The organism is Streptomyces sp. NEAU-174 (assembly GCF_052665095.1).
The window spans coordinates 306,717-325,313 of record NZ_JBQTCE010000013.1 but is presented as its reverse complement, the minus strand read 5'-3'; the positions used below and the strand labels follow the sequence as shown (position 1 = coordinate 325,313).

The window sequence follows — 18,597 nt, the reverse complement described above, 5'->3', positions numbered from 1 at the left end:
TTCCCGACCACGGTCGGGCCGTCTGAACTCCTTCGGGTGGATCAGGGCCGGGAGCGACTGCGCGGGCGGCGGGGCACTGGTAGCCGTAGGGCATGACGCTTTCTTCGGGGCGCCGCCCCCGGCCGCCGCGTACCCGGCGCCGCAGGACCGCGCCGGTGGCCGCCGCGATGGCCGCGGTCTTCCTCGCGGTCGGCCCCTCCTCCGCCGCGGGGCCGGTGTCCCCCGCGCACCCGAGCCCCCTGGGCATCGGTGACCCCCTCTTCCCGCAGCTCGGGAACCCCGGGTACGACGTCACGGCGTACGACATCGCGTTCGCCTACCACCGTCAGGACCGGCCGCTCGACGCCGTCACCACCATCGACGCCCGCGCGACCGCCCCGCTGCGCACCGTCAACCTCGACTTCGCCCAGGGCGCCGTGGACTCGGTGCGGGTCGACGGAGCGCGGGCCCGGTTCGCGAGGGCCGGTGAAGACCTGGTCATCACCCCGCTCGCCCCCCTCCGTAAGGGCGCCGCCTTCCGGGTCACCGTCCGCCACACCAGCGATCCGCGGAGCGGCACGAACGGCGGCTGGGTCCGCACCAGCGACGGGCTGGCCATGGCCAACCAGGCCAACGCCGCCCACCGGGTCTTCCCGTGCAACGACCACCCCGCAGACAAGGCCCGCTTCACCTTCCGGATCACCGCTCCGAAGCGCCTTACGGTCGTCGCGGGCGGTCTGCCCGGCCAGCGCGTCCGCAAGGGAGCGCGCACCACCTGGACGTACCGCCTCGCCCACCCCATGGCCACCGAGCTGGCGCAGATCTCCATCGGCCGCTCCGCGGTGCCGCGCCGCACCGGGCCCCATGGGCTGCCGGTGCGCGACGTCGTCCCCGCGGCGGACCGCGCACGGCTGGAGAAGTGGCTCGCGCGCACCCCCGGGCAGCTGGCCTGGATGGAGAGGAAGGCCGGGCGCTACCCCTTCGAGACCTACGGCGTGCTGATCGCCCACGCCACCACCGGCTTCGAGCTGGAGACCCAGACGCTCTCCCTCTTCGAGCGCGATCTGTTCACCAGCGGTCAGCTGCCCCGGTGGTACATCGAGTCGATCATGGTGCATGAGCTGGCGCACCAGTGGTTCGGCGACAGCGTCAGCCCGCGCCGCTGGTCCGATCTGTGGCTCAACGAGGGCCACGCCACCTGGTACGAGGCGCTGTACGCCGATGAGCGCGGTAAGGCGAGCCTGGAGCGGCGGATGCGCAAGGCGTACGGGCAGTCCGACGCCTGGCGGGCCGAGGGAGGGCCGCCCGCGGCCCCCGAGGCCGCCGACCCCGGCCAGCCGATCGGCATCTTCCGCCCGGTGGTCTACGACGGCAGCGCGCTGGTGCTGTACGCGCTGCGGCAGCGGATCGGCCGGGCCGCCTTCGAGCGGCTGGAGCGGCAATGGGTGCTCCGCCACCGCGACGGAGTGGCCTCGACCGCCGACTTCGTGCGGCTGGCCTCCGCCGTGGCGGGGCACGATCTCAGCGGATTCCTCCATCCGTGGCTGTACGGCAGGAAGACGCCGCCGATGCCGGGACACCCCGACTGGAAGCAGGCGGAGAAGGCGACCACGAAGGGCGCCGCGCTGCCCGGCGCGCGGGCGGGGCGGCACGCGGTCCGTTACGCGGTGCCATGGGCCGTGAAACCCGGGTGACGGCCCGCCCGCCGCGTGCGACCATCAAGGGGTCGGCGTCCATGGCCGGCCCCGGCGGGGGAATCCCCCGGGCCCGCCACGCGTTGTCGACAGTGACGGTATTCCACGACGTAAGGATTCCTTTGACCCACTCCTCTTCCCTTCCGCAGGACCGGCAGCGCCTCGCCGAGAGCCTTCGGGCCGACGCCCTGATGGAAGAGGACGTCGCCTGGAGTCACGAGATCGACGAGGAGCGTGACGGCGACCAGTACGACCGCTCCGACCGTGCCGCGCTGCGGCGTGTGGTCGGGCTGTCCACCGAGCTCGAGGACGTCACCGAGGTCGAGTACCGGCAGCTGCGCCTGGAGCGCGTGGTGCTGGTCGGCGTATGGACCTCCGGCACGGTGCGGGACGCGGAGAACTCCCTGGCGGAGCTCGCCGCCCTCGCCGAGACCGCCGGCGCCCTGGTGCTCGACGGTGTGATCCAGCGGCGCAACAAGCCGGATCCCGCCACCTACATCGGCTCCGGCAAGGCCGAGGAACTACGTGACATCGTGGTCGAGTCCGGTGCCGACACCGTGGTCTGCGACGGTGAGCTGAGCCCGGGGCAGCTGATCCACCTCGAGGACGTCGTCAAGGTCAAGGTGGTCGACCGGACCGCCCTGATCCTCGACATCTTCGCCCAGCACGCCAAGTCCCGAGAGGGCAAGGCGCAGGTCTCGCTCGCCCAGATGCAGTACATGCTGCCGCGGCTGCGAGGCTGGGGTCAGTCGCTGTCCCGCCAGATGGGTGGTGGTGGATCCGGATCCTCGGGCGGCGGTATGGCCACCCGTGGCCCCGGTGAGACCAAGATCGAGACGGACCGGCGGCGCATTCGCGAGAAGATGGCGAAGATGCGCCGCGAGATCGCCGAGATGAAGACCGGCCGCGACATCAAGCGGCAGGAGCGGCGGCGCCACAAGGTCCCCTCGGTCGCCATCGCCGGATACACCAACGCGGGCAAGTCCTCGCTGCTCAACCGGCTCACCGGCGCGGGCGTCCTGGTGGAGAACGCGCTGTTCGCCACCCTCGACCCGACCGTGCGCCGGGCCGAGACCCCCAGCGGGCGGCTCTACACGCTGGCGGACACCGTCGGATTCGTCCGGCATCTGCCGCACCACCTGGTGGAGGCGTTCCGCTCCACGATGGAGGAGGTCGGCGACGCCGATCTGATCCTCCATGTGGTGGACGGCTCGCATCCGACGCCCGAGGAACAGCTGGCCGCCGTGCGCGAGGTGATCCGCGATGTGGGCGCGGTCGACGTGCCCGAGATCGTTGTGATCAACAAGGCGGACATGGCCGATCCGCTCGTTGTGCAGCGGCTGCTGCGCATGGAGCGGCGCGCCATGGCGGTGTCGGCCCGTAGCGGGCTGGGCATCGACGAGCTGCTCGCGGTGATCGACGAGGAGCTGCCCCGGCCCCAGGTCGAGATCGAGGTGCTGCTGCCGTACACCCACGGCAAGCTCGTCGCGCGCACCCACGCCGAGGGCGAGGTGCTCTCCGAGGAGCACACCCCCGAGGGCACGCTGCTCAAGGCGCGCGTGCACGAGGAGCTCGCGGCGGAGCTGCGGCGCTTCATCCCGGCCACGGCCGCCGGCCAGCGCTAGTCAGCCAGTCATACCGGCGTCACCGCGTCGGCCACGACACATGCACGGCGAGGGCCCGCCCCCGGAATTCCGGGGGCGGGCCCTCGCCATGGGATGGACGGCTGCCTGACGGCTACCGGCTCACGGCTACCGGCTCAGCCGGGTCACTGGCTCGCGAACTTCTTGCTGACCGCGCTGTAGACGCCCTTCGCCTCGGGGCCCAGATGCGGGCCCGCCAGCCAGGTCGCGTTGGACGGGCCGATCGAGGTGTTGGACACCAGCGCCGGCTTGCCGTCCGCGCCATTGGCGACCCAGCCACCGCCGGAGGAGCCGGCGGTCATGGTGCAGCCGATGCGGTACATCGTCGGCTGCTTGGCGTCCAGGGAGAGCCGGCCCGGCTTGTCCGCGCACTGGTTCATCTTCTGGCCGTCGAACGGCGGGGCGGCCGGATAGCCGGTGGCCGTGATCTCGTCGATGGACTTCACGGCCGGGGCGTTGAAGTCGACCGGCAGCGCGCCGCCCACCGTCTCCTCGAGCGACTTGCCGCCGCTGGCCTCCGGCTTCACATGCATCACCGCGAAGTCGTACGGAGCGCCCTTACCGCCCACGGCCGCGCCGTTGTCGATCCACTGCGAGGAAGTCTGCGCCCAGTCGGCCCACCAGACGCCCTTGGGAGCCAGCTCCTCCTTGGTGGCGTTCTCCAGCTCCGCCTGGGACTTGCCCGCGTCGTTGTAGGAGGGCACGAACATCAGGTTCTTGTACCAGCCGCCGCCCTTGCCCGCGTGGACGCAGTGGCCCGCCGTCCACACCAGGTTGGACTTGCCGGGGTGCGCCGGGTCCTCGACCACCGTCGCGGAGCAGACCATCGAGCCCTCGGGGCCGTCGAAGAAGACCTTGCCCGCATAGGGGACCTTGGAGCTGTACGGGCTGGTGACCTCCTTGGCCGCGACGGGCTGCGGATCGGGGTCGGTCACACCCTGGTCGTCCGCGATGTCGCTGTCGTCCACCGGCTTGTCGGGCTCCTGCGCCTCGCGCATCCGGTCCGGCTTCCACAGGCCCTTGATGATCGGGTTGATGAAGTCACCGGCCTCGCGCAGCCAGTCGTCCTTGTCCCACTTGTTCCAGGCGCCGTTCTTCCACTGGTCCAGATCGATGCCGAGGTTCTTCAACTTGTCGTTGAGGTTGTCGGGCAGCTTGATGTCGCCCACGCCCTGCTGCTCCGACGACGCGGTCGGCTTGGCGTCGGTGGTGTCGTCCGAGGAGCCGCACGCGGTGGCGGTGAGCGCCAGAACCGAGGCTATGGCGGCCACGGCCAGTGCGGGTCGGCGTTTGGATGGCATGGGTGGGACTCCCCCTGAGGTTCTGAGCTGCTCTAGGCCTGTGTGGAATTGTCATGCACCGCCCCGGCAATGGGGTGGTATCCCACTATGCCGGTGCCGCCTACGACGGCTGCGAGCGGGTCCTTGGTTCCCGGCCGCAAGGATCTTCGCCCAGCCCGTGATCCAGAGCGCCACGCGTCGTTGGTACGTACGGGGGACAGCCGGAGGGTGTTCAGCAGCAGGAGGACCGAGACGCGTGGCCGTGACCCAGCTCCCGCCGATGGCCCTGGCCGCCGTCTCCGACGACGGCGGCGCCGCCCAGGGCATTCTGCGGCGCCAGGCGCTGCGTGAGTCCGCCGCCCGCACCTACGCGCGGGCGCTGCCCGTCGTTCCGGTGCGCGCCCGGGGGATGACGGTCGAAGGGGCCGACGGCCGCCGCTATCTCGACTGTCTCTCCGGGGCCGGGGCGCTGGCCCTGGGGCACCACCACCCGGTGGTGCTGGACGCGATCCGGGCAGTCCTGGACGCGGAGGCGCCGTTGCAGGTCCTGGATCTGGCCACACCGGTCAAGGACGCCTTCACGGACGAGCTGTTCGCCACCCTGCCGCCCGGACTGGCCGCCCGCGCACGGGTGCAGTTCTGCGGACCGGCGGGCACGGACGCGGTCGAGGCCGCGCTCAAGCTGGTGCGGACCGCCACCGGGCGCGACGGCGTGCTCGCCTTCTCCGGGGCCTACCACGGCATGACGGCCGGAGCCCTGGCCGCCTCCGGCGGCGGCCCGTCGTCCGGGGCGTCCGGTGTGACCCGGCTGCCCTTTCCGTACGACTACCGCTGCCCGTTCGGGGTCGGCGGGGAGCACGGTGCCGAACTCTCCGCGCGCTGGACCGAGAAGCTGCTCGACGACCCCAAGGGCGGGGCGGTCGACCCGGCCGGGATGATCCTCGAACCCGTACAGGGCGAGGGCGGGGTGATCCCGGCCCCGGACGGCTGGCTGCGCCGGATGCGCGACATCACCGCGGCCCGCTCCATCCCACTCATCGCGGACGAGGTCCAGACCGGCGTCGGGCGCACCGGGGCCTTCTGGGCGGTCGACCACAGCGGGGTGGTGCCCGATGTGATGGTGCTGTCGAAGGCCATCGGCGGTGGCCTGCCGCTGGCCGTCGTGGTCTACCACGAGGACCTCGACGTCTGGCCCCCCGGAGCCCACGCGGGCACCTTCCGCGGCAACCAACTGGCCATGGCCGCGGGCGCCGCGACCCTCGCCCACGTGCGCGAGAACAACCTCGCCGAACGCGCGGCGACGGTCGGCGCACGGATGCTGGACCGGCTACGCCAATTCGCCACCGGACGCCGGTGGATCGGAGACGTACGCGGCCGCGGCCTCATGATCGGCTTGGAACTGGTGGACCCGGAGGCCGGGCCCGCGGGGGCGGCAGGGAACGCAACGCCCGTCGGGCACGCTCCGGGGGCCGGATATGCCGCCGGGCCCGGGCCCGCGACAAACGCCGACCGCAAGGGATCCCCGCACCAGGCATTCCAGAGCGAGGCATCCCCGCACCAGGCATCCGCACACCAGACATCCCCGAGCGGGGCGGCCCCGCACCAGGTGCCCCCGAGCGAGGCGGCCCTGCACCAGGCACCTCCGCACAAGGCATCCCCGAGCGAGGCGGCCCCCAGCGAGGCGGCCCCCAATGAGATGACTCCGCGCGAGGGAGCCCGGCGGACGGGCGCTCAAGGCGGGAGTGCGGGCGGGGCGCCGGACGGGGGAGCACCGTACGCCGGTGGCCCGCGTGCGGCGGCTCCGCCCGCCGATCCCGAGCTCGCGGCGGCCGTTCAGCAGGAGTGCCTGCGGCGCGGGCTCATCGTCGAACTCGGCGGACGCCACGGCGCGGTGATCCGCCTTCTCCCCCCACTCACCATCACCGATGAGCAGACAGAGGCCGTCCTGGACCGGCTCACGGACGCCTTGGACGCGGCGATTCGTACCCCCGGAGCCCGCTCCCGCGAACTCCCTCTCCCCGCTGCCCCATTCGCCCCGCAGCTCGCCGGAGACCACCGGTGACGCGTCACGCACCGTACGACCGCACCGCCATCGCACCACCGAAGGAGGCAGGCGCCGGGCCCAGGATGTGAACGCCGTGACGCCCGCGCCACACCCACCATGCCGCACACCTCCGGGGGAGCCCCCTTGCCTCCCCAACCGCAGCCCGTGCCCGGCGCCCTGACCGACCCCGACGACTCCGCCCGCCCCAGCCCCCCGCCACCCCTCCCGCACCCGCCCCACACAGCGCCTCCCCCGGACGGGGCGGGGGCGGCAAGACCGCCCGTCCCACCGCCCGCCCCATCCACGGCGGTCTCGACGGTCAGGGCACCGTCCAGCGCCACGAGGGCCACCGGCGACCAGACGGCGTCCCCAGCACCGCCATCGCCCCCCACGGCGGCGTCACCGGCGGCGGCACCGCGCCCGGCACCCGTGCCACAGCCCCCGGCGGCATCGCCCGCCGCGGCGCCGCTCGCCGGCGCGGCGGGAGCGGGAGCGGGAGCACCTCAGCCACCTGCCCCGGAGCCCTCGGCGGACGAACCGCGCGCGCCGCGGCCGCCCGCCCAGGGGCCGCCCCTCGCGGCGACGGCCGTACCCCGGCAGAGCCACGACAGCCGTGAAGCGTCGCCGGACAGCCGCACCCGCGAGGCCGGCCCCCGGAGGGTCTGTGCGGATCCGCTCGACGACCCCGATCCGCAGGTCGCGGCCGACGCCGCTGCCGTCGAGAACCTGCTGCGCTGCTGGGTTCGCGAGAGCGGCCTCGTACGCACCGACGGGGACACTCTGCGCATTCCCCTCGCCGCCAGCGGAACCGTCCTGCTCGTCCCGGTGCGCTATTGGTCGCCCACCGGCTGGCACCGCTTCGGCCCGCCGCTGCTGGAGCACGGGCCCCATGACGCGCCCGCTGTCGGCGCCGTCACCCTCGCGGCCCTGCTCAGCCGCGAGGCGACGTACAGTGCGCGGCGGGATGACCCCGACGCGGACGCCACCGAACTCGTCGGCCGTGTCGCGGACTCCGTACGACGCACCGCCCTCTTTCTCACCCTCCGCCGGGCCACACCCGCCGATCCGAGCACGAGCACCCCGTTCCTCAGCGCCGAACAGTCCCTCCTCTTCGGTCACCCCCTGCATCCCACGCCGAAGAGCCGCGAAGGCCTCTCCGACTCCGAATCCACCGTCTGCTCACCGGAAACGCGTGGCTCCTTCCCCCTTCACTGGATCGCGGTCGGCCGGTCCGCTCTGGCCTGTGAGTCGGCGTGGACGGAGCGCGGCCGGACCGTGCCCGCCGAGCGGCTCGCCCTCTCCCTGGCGGGCAGCGGCCTCCAACTGCCCACCGGAACGGTGCCCTTGCCCCTGCATCCCTGGCAGGCTCGCGAGATCCGGCACCGTCCGGAGGTCGCCGCGCTCTTCGACGTCGGCCTGCTGCACGACCTCGGGCCGTCCGGTGGGCCCTGGCACCCGACTTCCTCGGTCCGCACCGTCTACCGGCCGGGCGCTCCCGCCATGCTGAAACTCTCCCTCGGTCTGCGGATCACCAACTCCCGTCGTGAGAATCTCCGTAAGGAACTCCGCCGCGGTGTCGAGGTGCACCGGCTGCTCCGCAGCGGACTGGCCGAGCAGTGGCGGGCGGCCTTCCCCGGCTTCCCGGGCTTCGACATCGTCCGGGACCCGGCCTGGCTCGCCGTGGACGGGCCGGATGGCGAACCCCTGACCGGCCTCGACGTCGTCATCCGGCACAACCCGTTCGGCCCCGGCGACGACGCCGTCTGCGTCGCCGGACTCCTCGCGCCGCGCCCCTGGCCCGGACAGCCGGTGATGCGCTCCCGGCTCGCCCACCTCGTCGCCCGGCTCGCCGATCGAACCGGCCGTTCCACCGCGGCCGTCGGCACGGAGTGGTTCCTGCGCTATCTGCACACGGTCGTACGCCCCCTGCTCTGGCTGGACGGAGAGGCTGGCATCGCGCTCGAGGCGCACCAGCAAAACACTCTGGTGCTGCTGGACCCCGACGGCTGGCCGGTCGGCGGCCGCTACCGGGACAACCAGGGCTACTACTTCCGCGCGTCCCGGCACGCCGAACTCCAGCGCCGCCTGCCCGGTATCGGCGGCCGCAGCGACACCTTCGTCTCCGACGAGGTCACCGATGAGCGGTTCGCCTACTACCTGGGTGTCAACAACGTCCTCGGACTGATCGGCGCCTTCGGATCCCAGCGACTCGTCGACGAACGCGTCCTGCTGGCCGCGTTCCGCCGCTTCCTCGCCGAGGCCGCGTCCGGCCCCGGCAGAACCCGCTCACCGCTTCCCGCCCGGCTCCTGGAGACACCCACCCTGCGCTGCAAGGCCAACCTGCTCACGCGGCTGCGCGGCCTGGACGAGCTCGTGGGACCGGTGGACACCCAGTCCGTCTATGTGACCATCCCCAACCCCCTTTCCCTGTCTGTCCCGCCTTCCGGCTCCACCGCTGTCACCCCCATGGCCTGACCCCGCGACTCGCGATCACGCCCCTCACCGCCATGTCCTTCCGACGTGCCCAGACCCCTGAGAGGAGAGCATCGCCGTGCCGCACACCGACTCCAGTACGAACTCCAGCACCGACGACACCATCGACATGCGGCTGCGCCAGGAAGAGGACGTCGCACGACTCATCGACCTGGACCCCGCCCGATCGGAGGCCGACGACCGGCCGGATCTGCTCGACCACATCGTCGAATGGGGGCCCACCAACACCCCGTTGGGCACCTTCCAGCTCGTCCCGGTCCGTATCGGGCGCGATCTGCGGCTCATCGCGCAATGGATGAACGACCCGTCCGTGGCCGCCTTCTGGGAGCTCGACGGCCCTGAGGAAGCCACCGCGAGCCACCTGGGGGACCAGCTCGACGGCGATGGGCGCAGCGTGCCCTGTCTGGGTGTCCTGGACGGCGTCCCGATGAGCTATTGGGAGGTGTACCGCGCCGATCTGGACCCGCTCGCGCGGTACTACCCGGCCCGGCCGCACGACACGGGTATCCATCTGCTCATCGGCCGGGTCAGCGATCGCGGCCGTGGCCTGGGGACGACCCTGCTCCGCGCGGCCGCCGACCTCGTCCTCGAGCACCGTCCGTCCTGCACCCGGGTCGTGGCGGAACCGGATCTCCGCAACACCCCCTCCGTGGCCGCCTTCCTCGGTGCCGGCTTCCGCTTCTCCGCGGAGGTCGAACTCCCCGGCAAACGCGCCGCGCTGATGCTGCGCGACCGTGCCCTGCGACACGTCCTGTGAGCCTTCGCAACCATCCGTGCCTCCCGGTGATCCATTTGCCTCGATGCGAGATTCCACTGTTGATACACCGCTCGCCCGGTCCCGGTTCCCACGCGGCGCGGAGCCGCCGTGCCACGGAGCGAAGATCCGCCCGAACCCCGTCCCGCCCGAACCCCGCCCCGCCGGAACCCCGCCCGCACCCCACCCCGGCCGAAACCGTCCGTCACCGACCACACCGACAGGAGTGATGTCGGTGCCGCCCTTTAGGCTGGCAGCCCTATGACTGAATCGTCCTCGCCTCCACTCGAAGATCTGCTGCACGCCGCCGTAACCGCCGTCGGCGGCACCGAGCGCCCTGGCCAGACCGCCATGGCCCAAGCGGTGGCGGAGGCGATCGACGACAGCTCCCACCTGCTGGTCCAGGCCGGCACCGGCACCGGAAAGTCCCTGGGCTACCTGGTGCCCGCCCTCGCCCACGGCGAGCGCGTCGTCGTCGCCACGGCGACCCTCGCCTTGCAGCGGCAGCTTGTCGAGCGCGACCTTCCCCGCACCGTGGAGGCGCTGCATCCGCTGCTGCGCCGTCGCCCCGAGTTCGCCATGCTCAAGGGCCGCTCCAACTATCTGTGCCTGCACCGGCTCCACGAGGGCGTCCCGCAGGAGGACGCGGATGAGGCCGGGCTCTTCGACCCGTTCGAGGCCGCCGCGCCCACCAGCAAGCTCGGCAAGGACCTGCTGCGGTTGCGCGACTGGTCGGACGATACCGAGACGGGCGACCGGGACGATCTGACCCCCGGTGTCTCGGACCGCGCCTGGTCCCAGGTGTCGGTCACCTCCCGGGAGTGCCTCGGCGCGTCCAAGTGCGCCTATGGCGCGGAGTGCTTCGCCGAGGCCGCCCGTGAGCGGGCCAAGCTCGCCGATGTCGTCGTCACCAATCACGCGCTGCTCGCCATCGACGCCATCGAGGGCGCCCCCGTGCTGCCCAGCCATGAGGTGCTGATCGTCGACGAGGCCCATGAGCTGGTCTCCCGGGTCACCGGCGTGGCCAGCGGAGAGCTCACCCCGGGCCAGGTCAACCGCGCCGTGCGGCGTGCCGCGAAGCTGGTCAACGAACAGGCGGCGGACGCCCTCCAGACCGCCTCCGAGGGCTTCGAGCGGCTGATGGAGCTCGCCCTGCCCGGCCGCCTCGAGAAGATCCCCGAGGACCTAGGCTATGTGCTGATGGCGCTGCGCGACGCGGCCCGCACGGTGATCTCGGCGCTCGGCGCCACACGGGACGCCTCGGTCAAGGACGAGGACGCGGTCCGCAAGCAGGCGCTGGGTGCCGTGGAGAACATCCACCAGGTGGCCGAGCGGATCGTCGAAGCGTCCGAGTACGACGTGGTCTGGTACGAGCGGCACGATCGCTTCGGCGCCTCGCTGCGCGTTGCCCCGCTCTCGGTGTCCGGGCTGCTGCGCGAGAAGTTGTTCGAGGACCGGTCCGTCGTCCTCACCTCCGCCACGCTCAAGCTGGGCGGGGATTTCAACGGGGTGGCGGCCTCACTCGGTCTCGCCCCCGAGAGCCCGCAGGACCCGGAGGGCGGCGAGGAGAGCGCGCCGCGCTGGCAGGGTCTCGACGTCGGCTCGCCCTTCGACTACTCCAAGCAGGGGATTCTCTACGTCGCCAAGCATCTCGCCCAGCCCGGCCGCGAGGGCAGCCGCGCCGATATGCTCGATGAGCTCGCCGAGCTGGTCGAGGCCGCGGGTGGTCGCACACTCGGGCTGTTCTCGTCCATGCGCGCTGCCCAGGCGGCCGCGGAGGACCTGCGTGGGCGTCTGGACATGCCCATCCTCCTCCAGGGCGAGGAGACGCTGGGCGAGCTGATCCGTTCCTTCTCCGCCGACGCCAGGACCTGCCTGTTCGGCACGCTGTCCCTCTGGCAGGGCGTCGATGTGCCGGGGCCGAGCTGTCAGTTGGTGGTGATGGACCGGGTACCCTTCCCCCGTCCCGACGACCCTCTGATGAGTGCCCGCCAGAAGGCGGTGGAGGAGGCCGGGGGCAATGGCTTCATGGCCGTCGCCGCGACGCACGCCGCGCTGCTGATGGCCCAGGGCGCCGGCCGGCTGGTGCGGGCTTCGGGCGACCGGGGCATCGTCGCCGTTCTGGACCCGCGGGTCGAGCGGGCCCGCTACGGCTCGTTCCTCCGCAAGTCCATGCCGGAATTCTGGTACACCACCGACCGCAACCAAGTGCGCCGCTCGCTGGCCGCCATCGACGCGGCGGCCAAGGCGAAGGAGGGCTAAGCGCTCCGCTGGAAGTGTCGCGATGCGTCGTCGGTCGACTGCGGCGCCGTCGTGGCTGGTGGCCCACGCGGCGGAGCCGCATATCGACACAGCCCCGCGCCCCTTCGGGGACAGGTGCCCTCATACGACAGGGCCTCGACGGTCGTCGGACACAGCAGGGCCCCGGAACCGGCGCAGTGGTCCCGGGGCCCGGTCGTAGGGCACGCTCAGGGCGCACCTCGATCCGGCGCGCTCAGACGCGCCGCAGCACCGCGACCACCTTGCCCAGAATGGTGGCCTCGTCGCCGGGGATCGGCTGGTAGGCGGCGTTGTGCGGAAGCAGCCACACATGGCCGTCCTCACGCTTGAAACGCTTCACCGTGGCCTCACCGTCGAGCATCGCGGCGACAATGTCGCCGTTCTCCGCGACGGGCTGGCGGCGCACCGTCACCCAGTCGCCGTCGCAGATGGCGGCCTCGATCATGGAGTCGCCGACCACCTTCAGCACGAAGAGCTCACCGTCGCCGACCAGCTGCCGGGGGAGCGGGAAGACATCCTCGACCGACTCCTCGGCGAGGATCGGGCCACCGGCCGCGATCCGGCCGACCAGCGGCACATAGGAGGCGGCGGGCTTGCCGGTGGTGTCCGGGGGCTGGGTGCTGGGCTGGTCGGAGCCGCGGACCTCGTAGGCCCGGGGCCGATGGGGGTCGCGCCGCAGAAAGCCCTTCCGCTCCAGGGCCATCAGCTGATGGGCGACGGAGGAGGTGCTGGAGAGGCCCACCGCCTGACCGATCTCCCGCATGGACGGCGGGTAGCCACGCCGCTGCACAGAGTCGCGAATGACCTCGATGACGCGCCGCTGCCGGTCGGTCAGCCCCGAGCTGTCCGCCCGGATGCCTGGAGGTCGCCCTGGTAGCGAGCGCGCGGGCTTCTGCCCCTCCGGTGTCGTGGCGTCGTCGTTCATCGGGTGGGTCTGGTTCATCGCGTGTGTCTGTTCGAGTCGGCTCTGGGAGCGCTCCTGGGCGGTAACGGTGGCGCTCTCTGCGGTGGTGGTCACGACGGCCCCTCTCGAGATGTTCTCCCTAGTTGGACAACGGTAGTTGCTTTCGAAAGGTTGCGCCAAACACACGTTCGAGTGAAATTTCGCAGATGGACTGACGTGATCACAGGCTTGGGTGTATACGCCGTTTGGTCCGGTCGCCGTGCGGCGGCCCCAGTCTTGCATCCCGACCCCTGTGAATCCGGGACGCACGGGGTTCGCGTAGTCTCGTGCCTGCTCCCGACCCGTGACACGCCATCCGGCTCGGTTGAGTGCCGGACACCAGATCTAGTGGTTTGATGGATGCAAGCCACCTACAGGTTGTGGTCCCTGGTGGATCCGCCGACAGAGTTTTGGCCTATGCTTGTGGCCGCCTCGGAGGGTCTTACGGCCCGGACGGGGCTCATCAGGCATGTTCAGGCATGTTCAGTCATGCGCCGTTTTTGAGGGTGAGGGAGGGATCGGAGTCATGCACTGCCCCTTCTGCCGGCACCCCGACAGCCGCGTCGTCGACAGCCGGACCACGGATGACGGCTGCTCGATCCGCAGGCGCCGCCAGTGCCCCGACTGCTCGCGTCGCTTCACGACCGTGGAGACCGCGTCACTCATGGTGATCAAGCGGAGCGGGGTCACCGAGCCCTTCAGCCGCGACAAGGTCATCTCGGGAGTTCGCAAGGCGTGCCAGGGCCGTCCGGTCACCGAGGACGCCCTCGCCAAGCTCGGCCAGCAGGTGGAGGAGGCGGTCCGGGCCACCGGCAGCGCCGAGCTGTCCACCCATGACGTCGGGCTCGCCATACTCGGCCCGCTCCAGAAGCTCGACCTCGTCGCCTACCTCCGCTTCGCCTCCGTCTACCGCGCCTTCGACTCCCTCGAGGACTTCGAAGCCGCCGTGGCGGAGCTGCGTGACCAGCAACGGCCTCCCGCGCGCGACCGCGGGCCCGGCGCCGAAGGGGCCGCGGAGGCCCCCGCGCCGGCCATCGCCGCCGACTGACCGGCGGCCCACATACCCGCCCGGGGCGCTTGCCGCGTCCGGGTGAAAGAACAGACACACCGTGCCCGGGGAAGAAATGGGCACATCAGGGCGTTTTCGCCCGTACAGGGAGGCGGAATGACAGAGACGACGAGCGGCCCGGCACGAGGCTCCCGCTCCAAGGGCAGCAAGGCGAACAAGGGTCTGCGTATCGAGCGCATTCACACCACCCCCGGCGTGCATCCGTATGACGAGGTGGTCTGGGAGCGCCGTGACGTCGTCATGACCAACTGGCGCGACGGTTCGGTCAACTTCGAGCAGCGCGGCGTGGAGTTCCCCGACTTCTGGTCGGTGAACGCGGTCAACATCGTCACAAGCAAGTACTTCCGTGGTGCGGTGGGCTCCCCGGACCGCGAGGCGAGCCTGAAGCAGCTCATCGACCGCGTGGTGCGCACCTACCGCAAGGCCGGTGAGGACCATGGCTACTTCGCCTCGCCCGCGGACGCCGAGATCTTCGACCACGAGCTCACCTACGCGCTGCTGCACCAGGTCTTCAGCTTCAACTCGCCTGTCTGGTTCAACGTCGGCACCAAGCAGCCGCAGCAGGTCAGCGCCTGCTTCATCCTCTCCGTGGACGACTCCATGGAGTCGATCCTGGACTGGTACAAGGAAGAGGGGATGATCTTCAAGGGCGGCTCCGGCGCCGGCCTGAACCTCTCCCGCATCCGCTCCTCCAAGGAGCTCCTCTCCTCGGGCGGCAACGCCTCCGGCCCCGTCTCCTTCATGCGCGGCGCCGACGCCTCCGCCGGAACGATCAAGTCGGGCGGCGCCACCCGCCGGGCCGCCAAGATGGTCGTGCTCGACGTCGATCACCCGGACGTCGAGGCGTTCATCGAGACCAAGGTCAAGGAGGAGGAGAAGATCCGCGCCCTGCGCGACGCGGGCTTCGACATGGACCTGGGCGGCGACGACATCACGTCCGTCCAGTACCAGAACGCCAACAACTCCGTCCGCGTGAACGACACGTTCATGAAGGCGGTGGAGTCCGGCTCCTCGTTCGGGCTGCGCAGCCGGCTGACCGGTGAGCCCATCGAGGAGATCGACGCCAAGGCGCTCTTCCGCAAGATGGCCGAGGCCGCCTGGGCCTGCGCCGACCCGGGCATCCAGTACGACGACACCATCAACCACTGGCACACCTCGCCGGAGTCGGGCCGGATCACCGCCTCCAACCCGTGCAGCGAGTACATGCACCTGGACAACTCCTCGTGCAACCTCGCCTCGCTCAACCTGATGAAGTTCCTCCAGGACGACGACGCGGGCAACCAGCGCTTCGACGCCGAGCGCTTCGCCAAGGTCGTCGAGCTGGTCATCACGGCGATGGACATCTCCATCTGCTTCGCGGACTTCCCGACCGAGAAGATCGGCGAGACCACCCGCGCCTTCCGCCAGCTGGGCATCGGCTACGCCAACCTGGGCGCCCTGCTGATGGCCACCGGCCACGCCTACGATAGCGACGGCGGCCGGGCGCTGGCCGGAGCCATCACCTCCCTGATGACCGGCACCTCGTACAAGCGCTCCGCGGAGCTCGCCGCCGTGGTCGGCACGTACGACGGCTACGCGCGGAACGCGGACGCCCACAAGCGCGTCATGAAGCAGCACTCGGACGCCAACGCCGCCGCCAAGCGCATGGACGACCTGGACACCCCGGTCTGGGCAGCGGCCACCGAGGCCTGGCAGGACGTGCTGCGCCTCGGCGAGAAGAGCGGCTACCGCAACGCCCAGGCGTCGGTGCTCGCGCCGACCGGCACCATCGGCCTGATGATGGACTGCGACACCACGGGCGTCGAGCCGGACCTGGCCCTGGTCAAGTTCAAGAAGCTGGTCGGCGGCGGCTCCATGCAGATCGTGAACAACACGGTCCCCAAGGCGCTCAAGCGGCTCGGCTACCAGGAGGAGCAGGTCGAGGCGATCGTCGCCCACATCGCCGAGCACGGCAATGTGATCGACGCACCGGGGCTCAAGCCCGCGCACTACGAGGTCTTCGACTGCGCGATGGGCGAGCGCTCCATCTCGCCGATGGGCCATGTGCGGATGATGGCGGCCGCCCAGCCGTTCCTGTCCGGCGCGATCTCCAAGACGGTCAACATGCCGGAGTCGGCCACCGTCGAGGAGATCGAGGAGATCTACTTCGAGGGCTGGAAGCTCGGCCTCAAGGCGCTGGCGATCTACCGCGACAACTGCAAGGTCGGCCAGCCGCTCTCCGCCAAGAAGAAGGAGGAGAAGGAGCAGGCCGAGCCCGAGGTCGAGAAGATCGTCGAGTACCGCCCGGTCCGCAGGCGCCTTCCCAAGGGCCGCCCCGGCATCACCACCTCCTTCACGGTGGGCGGCGCCGAGGGCTACATGACCGCCAACTCCTACCCGGACGACGGTCTCGGTGAGGTCTTCCTGAAGATGTCCAAGCAGGGCTCGACCCTGGCGGGCATGATGGACGCCTTCTCGATCGCCGTGTCGGTCGGTCTTCAGTACGGCGTGCCGCTGGAGACCTACGTCTCGAAGTTCACCAACATGCGCTTCGAGCCGGCCGGTATGACGGACGACCCGGACGTGCGGATGGCGCAGTCGATCGTCGACTACATCTTCCGCCGGCTGGCGCTGGACTTCCTGCCCTTCGAGACCCGCTCGGCGCTCGGCATCCACTCCGCCGAGGAGCGCCAGCGCCACCTGGAGACGGGGTCCTACGAGGCCGCCGACGACGAGGTGGACGTCGAGGGCCTGGCCCAGTCGGCGCCGCGCCATGTGGCCGCCCCGAAGAGCAGTGGGTCGTCGTCGCAGCCGCGGAGCGGGTCCGAGTCGGCGAAGGAGGCCCACAGCTCGACCGAACTGGTCGAGATCCAGCTGGGGCTGAACGCGGACGCGCCGCTCTGCTTCTCCTGCGGCACCAAGATGCGCCGTGCGGGCAGCTGCTACCTGTGCGAGGGCTGCGGTTCGACGAGCGGTTGCAGCTGATCGTGAACACTTACGGATGGCATCCGAGGGGATGACATCCCAGGCGGGGCGCGGACCTTCGGGTCCGCGCCCCGCCGCCGTTGTCCCCCGGCGCCGTACGGCGCGATGGCGAACCGGGGGCGGACTCTCCGGTATGTGATGAGGGCCACCGTACGGCCGTAGGATGGCGCGGTGCTGGTCAAGTGGATTCGCTGCACCGTGGTGGACCGCCCGGGTTTCGAGCGGGGGCAGCGGAAGTGGGCGGGGTTGCCCGGCGAACCGGGATTCCGGGGGCAGGGCGGTGGCTGGAGCCGGGGGCGGCCGAATGTGGCGCATGTCTTCTCGTTCTGGGAGAGCCGGGCGTTCTACGACTCCTTCATGGCGCGCTCGCACGACCGGCTGGCGGCCTCGCAGTCGGGCACGTACCGGGATATGCAAGTCCGGCTGTTCGAGCACCGATTCGATGTGAAGGTCGGCTTCGAGCCGCGGTTCTCCGACGCGGACGTGGTGCGCGTCGCGCACTGCCGGGTGCGCCCCGACCGGGTGGACCACTTCACTCTGGTGCAGGAGAAGGTGTGGAATCCGGCCATGGCCGGGTCGCCCGGGATGCTGCGCGGGGTGTTCGGGGAGGCGCCGGGGAACGAGTTCCTGGTGTTGTCGATGTGGGACTCGGCGGCCGAGCACGGGAAGTACCGCGTGGAGCGGGTCGAGCGGCTCGGCCTGCGCGCGCAGACGGAAGCGGATGTGGCGGCGATCGCCGGCGATGTCGTACGGGTCGTGTCCGCCTGGACGGTGTGAGGCGGAGCCCGCTGCCGGGCAAGGGGCGGCCCTGATCAGCGGCGGGCGGGGAGATAGGCCCCGGCCCGGACCGCGGCGGCGACGGCGGCCGCCGTCTGGTCGGCGAGCGGGGTGTCGATGGGCTCGCGGGTGATGAGCGCCCGGAAGAACAAGGGCGCGGAGACGGCGCGTACGACCGCCGCGGCGTCGGTGCCGGAGGGGGCCTCGCCTCGGTCGACGGCCCTGCGCACCACGGTTTCGCAGCGCGCGAAGCGCTCGGTGTAGAAGTCGCGCAGCGCCTGCGCCGCGCGCTCGGACTGGAACGCGGCCGCGATGAAGGCGGTCGGCGCGGCGGCGGCCGACGCGCTGCCGAAGGTCTCGGTCACCTCGCGGGCGAGGGCGCGCAGATCGCCCTCCAGATTCCCCGTGTCGGGCGGCGTCCAGGCGTCCTCTCCCGCCAGGTCCAGCGCGTCCGCCACGAGTCCCTCGACGCTGCCCCAGCGCCGGTAGACGGTCGTTTTGTGGATGCCGGAGCGCTCGGCGACATACTCCACGGTCAGCCCCGGATAGCCGTGCTCGGCGAGGCCGGTGAGCACGGCGTCGCGCACCGCCGAGCGGGTGCGCGCGGTGCGCCCGCCGGGGCGGACGGTGCCCGGCGTCGGGGCGGTGCTCTCTGTGGACAAGTGCAACTCCAGTTG

At 71.2% G+C, this 18,597-nt stretch carries 12 protein-coding genes; 9 read left to right on the top strand and 3 right to left on the bottom strand.

What is annotated here, in order from left to right; all coding sequences use genetic code 11:
- Positions 1–92 precede the first annotated feature (92 nt).
- Positions 93–1,673 (top strand): M1 family metallopeptidase, encoded by a 1,581-nt coding sequence (locus tag ACT2CW_RS33920; RefSeq protein ID WP_445519353.1) that lies wholly within the window; start codon positions 93–95, stop codon positions 1,671–1,673.
- A 122-nt stretch (positions 1,674–1,795) separates the two neighbouring features.
- Positions 1,796–3,298, top strand: coding sequence for a GTPase HflX (gene hflX, locus ACT2CW_RS33915; protein ID WP_138917189.1), 1,503 nt, complete (start codon positions 1,796–1,798; stop codon positions 3,296–3,298).
- 143 nt (positions 3,299–3,441) lie between these two features.
- On the opposite strand, the gene ACT2CW_RS33910 is transcribed toward hflX, so the two are convergent.
- Positions 3,442–4,617, bottom strand: a complete 1,176-nt coding sequence (locus ACT2CW_RS33910; RefSeq protein WP_138917188.1) for a trypsin-like serine peptidase — start codon at positions 4,615–4,617, stop codon at positions 3,442–3,444.
- A gap of 259 nt (positions 4,618–4,876) precedes the next feature.
- Between ACT2CW_RS33910 and ACT2CW_RS33905 the strand changes: the two genes are divergently transcribed.
- The 4 genes from ACT2CW_RS33905 to ACT2CW_RS33890 all read left to right on the top strand — a co-directional run bounded on the left by ACT2CW_RS33905 (position 4,877) and on the right by ACT2CW_RS33890 (position 12,149).
- A complete protein-coding gene (locus tag ACT2CW_RS33905; protein ID WP_445519389.1) occupies positions 4,877–6,658 on the top strand; it encodes a diaminobutyrate--2-oxoglutarate transaminase family protein in 1,782 nt (593 codons plus the stop codon).
- A 411-nt stretch (positions 6,659–7,069) separates the two neighbouring features.
- Complete coding sequence (locus tag ACT2CW_RS33900) at positions 7,070–9,115, top strand: IucA/IucC family protein (protein WP_445519352.1); 2,046 nt, start codon at positions 7,070–7,072, stop codon at positions 9,113–9,115.
- Positions 9,116–9,191: 76 nt separating this feature from the next.
- Positions 9,192–9,890: a GNAT family N-acetyltransferase gene (locus ACT2CW_RS33895; protein ID WP_445519351.1), complete on the top strand. Its 699-nt coding sequence runs from the start codon at positions 9,192–9,194 to the stop codon at positions 9,888–9,890.
- A 258-nt stretch (positions 9,891–10,148) separates the two neighbouring features.
- Positions 10,149–12,149, top strand: coding sequence for an ATP-dependent DNA helicase (locus tag ACT2CW_RS33890; RefSeq protein WP_445519350.1), 2,001 nt, complete (start codon positions 10,149–10,151; stop codon positions 12,147–12,149).
- 232 nt (positions 12,150–12,381) lie between these two features.
- Here ACT2CW_RS33890 and lexA read toward each other — a convergent pair whose 3' ends face one another.
- Positions 12,382–13,185: a transcriptional repressor LexA gene (lexA, locus tag ACT2CW_RS33885; RefSeq protein WP_037958216.1), complete on the bottom strand. Its 804-nt coding sequence runs from the start codon at positions 13,183–13,185 to the stop codon at positions 12,382–12,384.
- Positions 13,186–13,636: 451 nt separating this feature from the next.
- Between lexA and nrdR the strand changes: the two genes are divergently transcribed.
- The 3 genes from nrdR to ACT2CW_RS33870 all read left to right on the top strand — a co-directional run bounded on the left by nrdR (position 13,637) and on the right by ACT2CW_RS33870 (position 17,920).
- Positions 13,637–14,158, top strand: a complete 522-nt coding sequence (gene nrdR / locus ACT2CW_RS33880; protein ID WP_445519349.1) for a transcriptional regulator NrdR — start codon at positions 13,637–13,639, stop codon at positions 14,156–14,158.
- Positions 14,159–14,275: 117 nt separating this feature from the next.
- Positions 14,276–17,143: a vitamin B12-dependent ribonucleotide reductase gene (locus tag ACT2CW_RS33875; protein ID WP_164432483.1), complete on the top strand. Its 2,868-nt coding sequence runs from the start codon at positions 14,276–14,278 to the stop codon at positions 17,141–17,143.
- A gap of 171 nt (positions 17,144–17,314) precedes the next feature.
- Positions 17,315–17,920, top strand: coding sequence for a YdbC family protein (locus ACT2CW_RS33870; protein WP_164432481.1), 606 nt, complete (start codon positions 17,315–17,317; stop codon positions 17,918–17,920).
- Positions 17,921–17,955: 35 nt separating this feature from the next.
- On the opposite strand, the gene ACT2CW_RS33865 is transcribed toward ACT2CW_RS33870, so the two are convergent.
- A complete protein-coding gene (locus ACT2CW_RS33865; protein ID WP_330815564.1) occupies positions 17,956–18,582 on the bottom strand; it encodes a TetR/AcrR family transcriptional regulator in 627 nt (208 codons plus the stop codon).
- Positions 18,583–18,597: the final 15 nt, after the last annotated feature.

Coding starts and splice junctions, on each gene's coding strand:
- ACT2CW_RS33910 (WP_138917188.1), bottom strand. CDS start 4,617: ATGCCATCCAAACGCCGACCCGCACTGGCCGTGGCCGCCATAGCCTCG.
- ACT2CW_RS33890 (WP_445519350.1), top strand. CDS start 10,149: ATGACTGAATCGTCCTCGCCTCCACTCGAAGATCTGCTGCACGCCGCC.
- ACT2CW_RS33920 (WP_445519353.1), top strand. CDS start 93: ATGACGCTTTCTTCGGGGCGCCGCCCCCGGCCGCCGCGTACCCGGCGC.
- ACT2CW_RS33875 (WP_164432483.1), top strand. CDS start 14,276: ATGACAGAGACGACGAGCGGCCCGGCACGAGGCTCCCGCTCCAAGGGC.
- ACT2CW_RS33905 (WP_445519389.1), top strand. CDS start 4,877: ATGGCCCTGGCCGCCGTCTCCGACGACGGCGGCGCCGCCCAGGGCATT.
- nrdR (WP_445519349.1), top strand. CDS start 13,637: ATGCACTGCCCCTTCTGCCGGCACCCCGACAGCCGCGTCGTCGACAGC.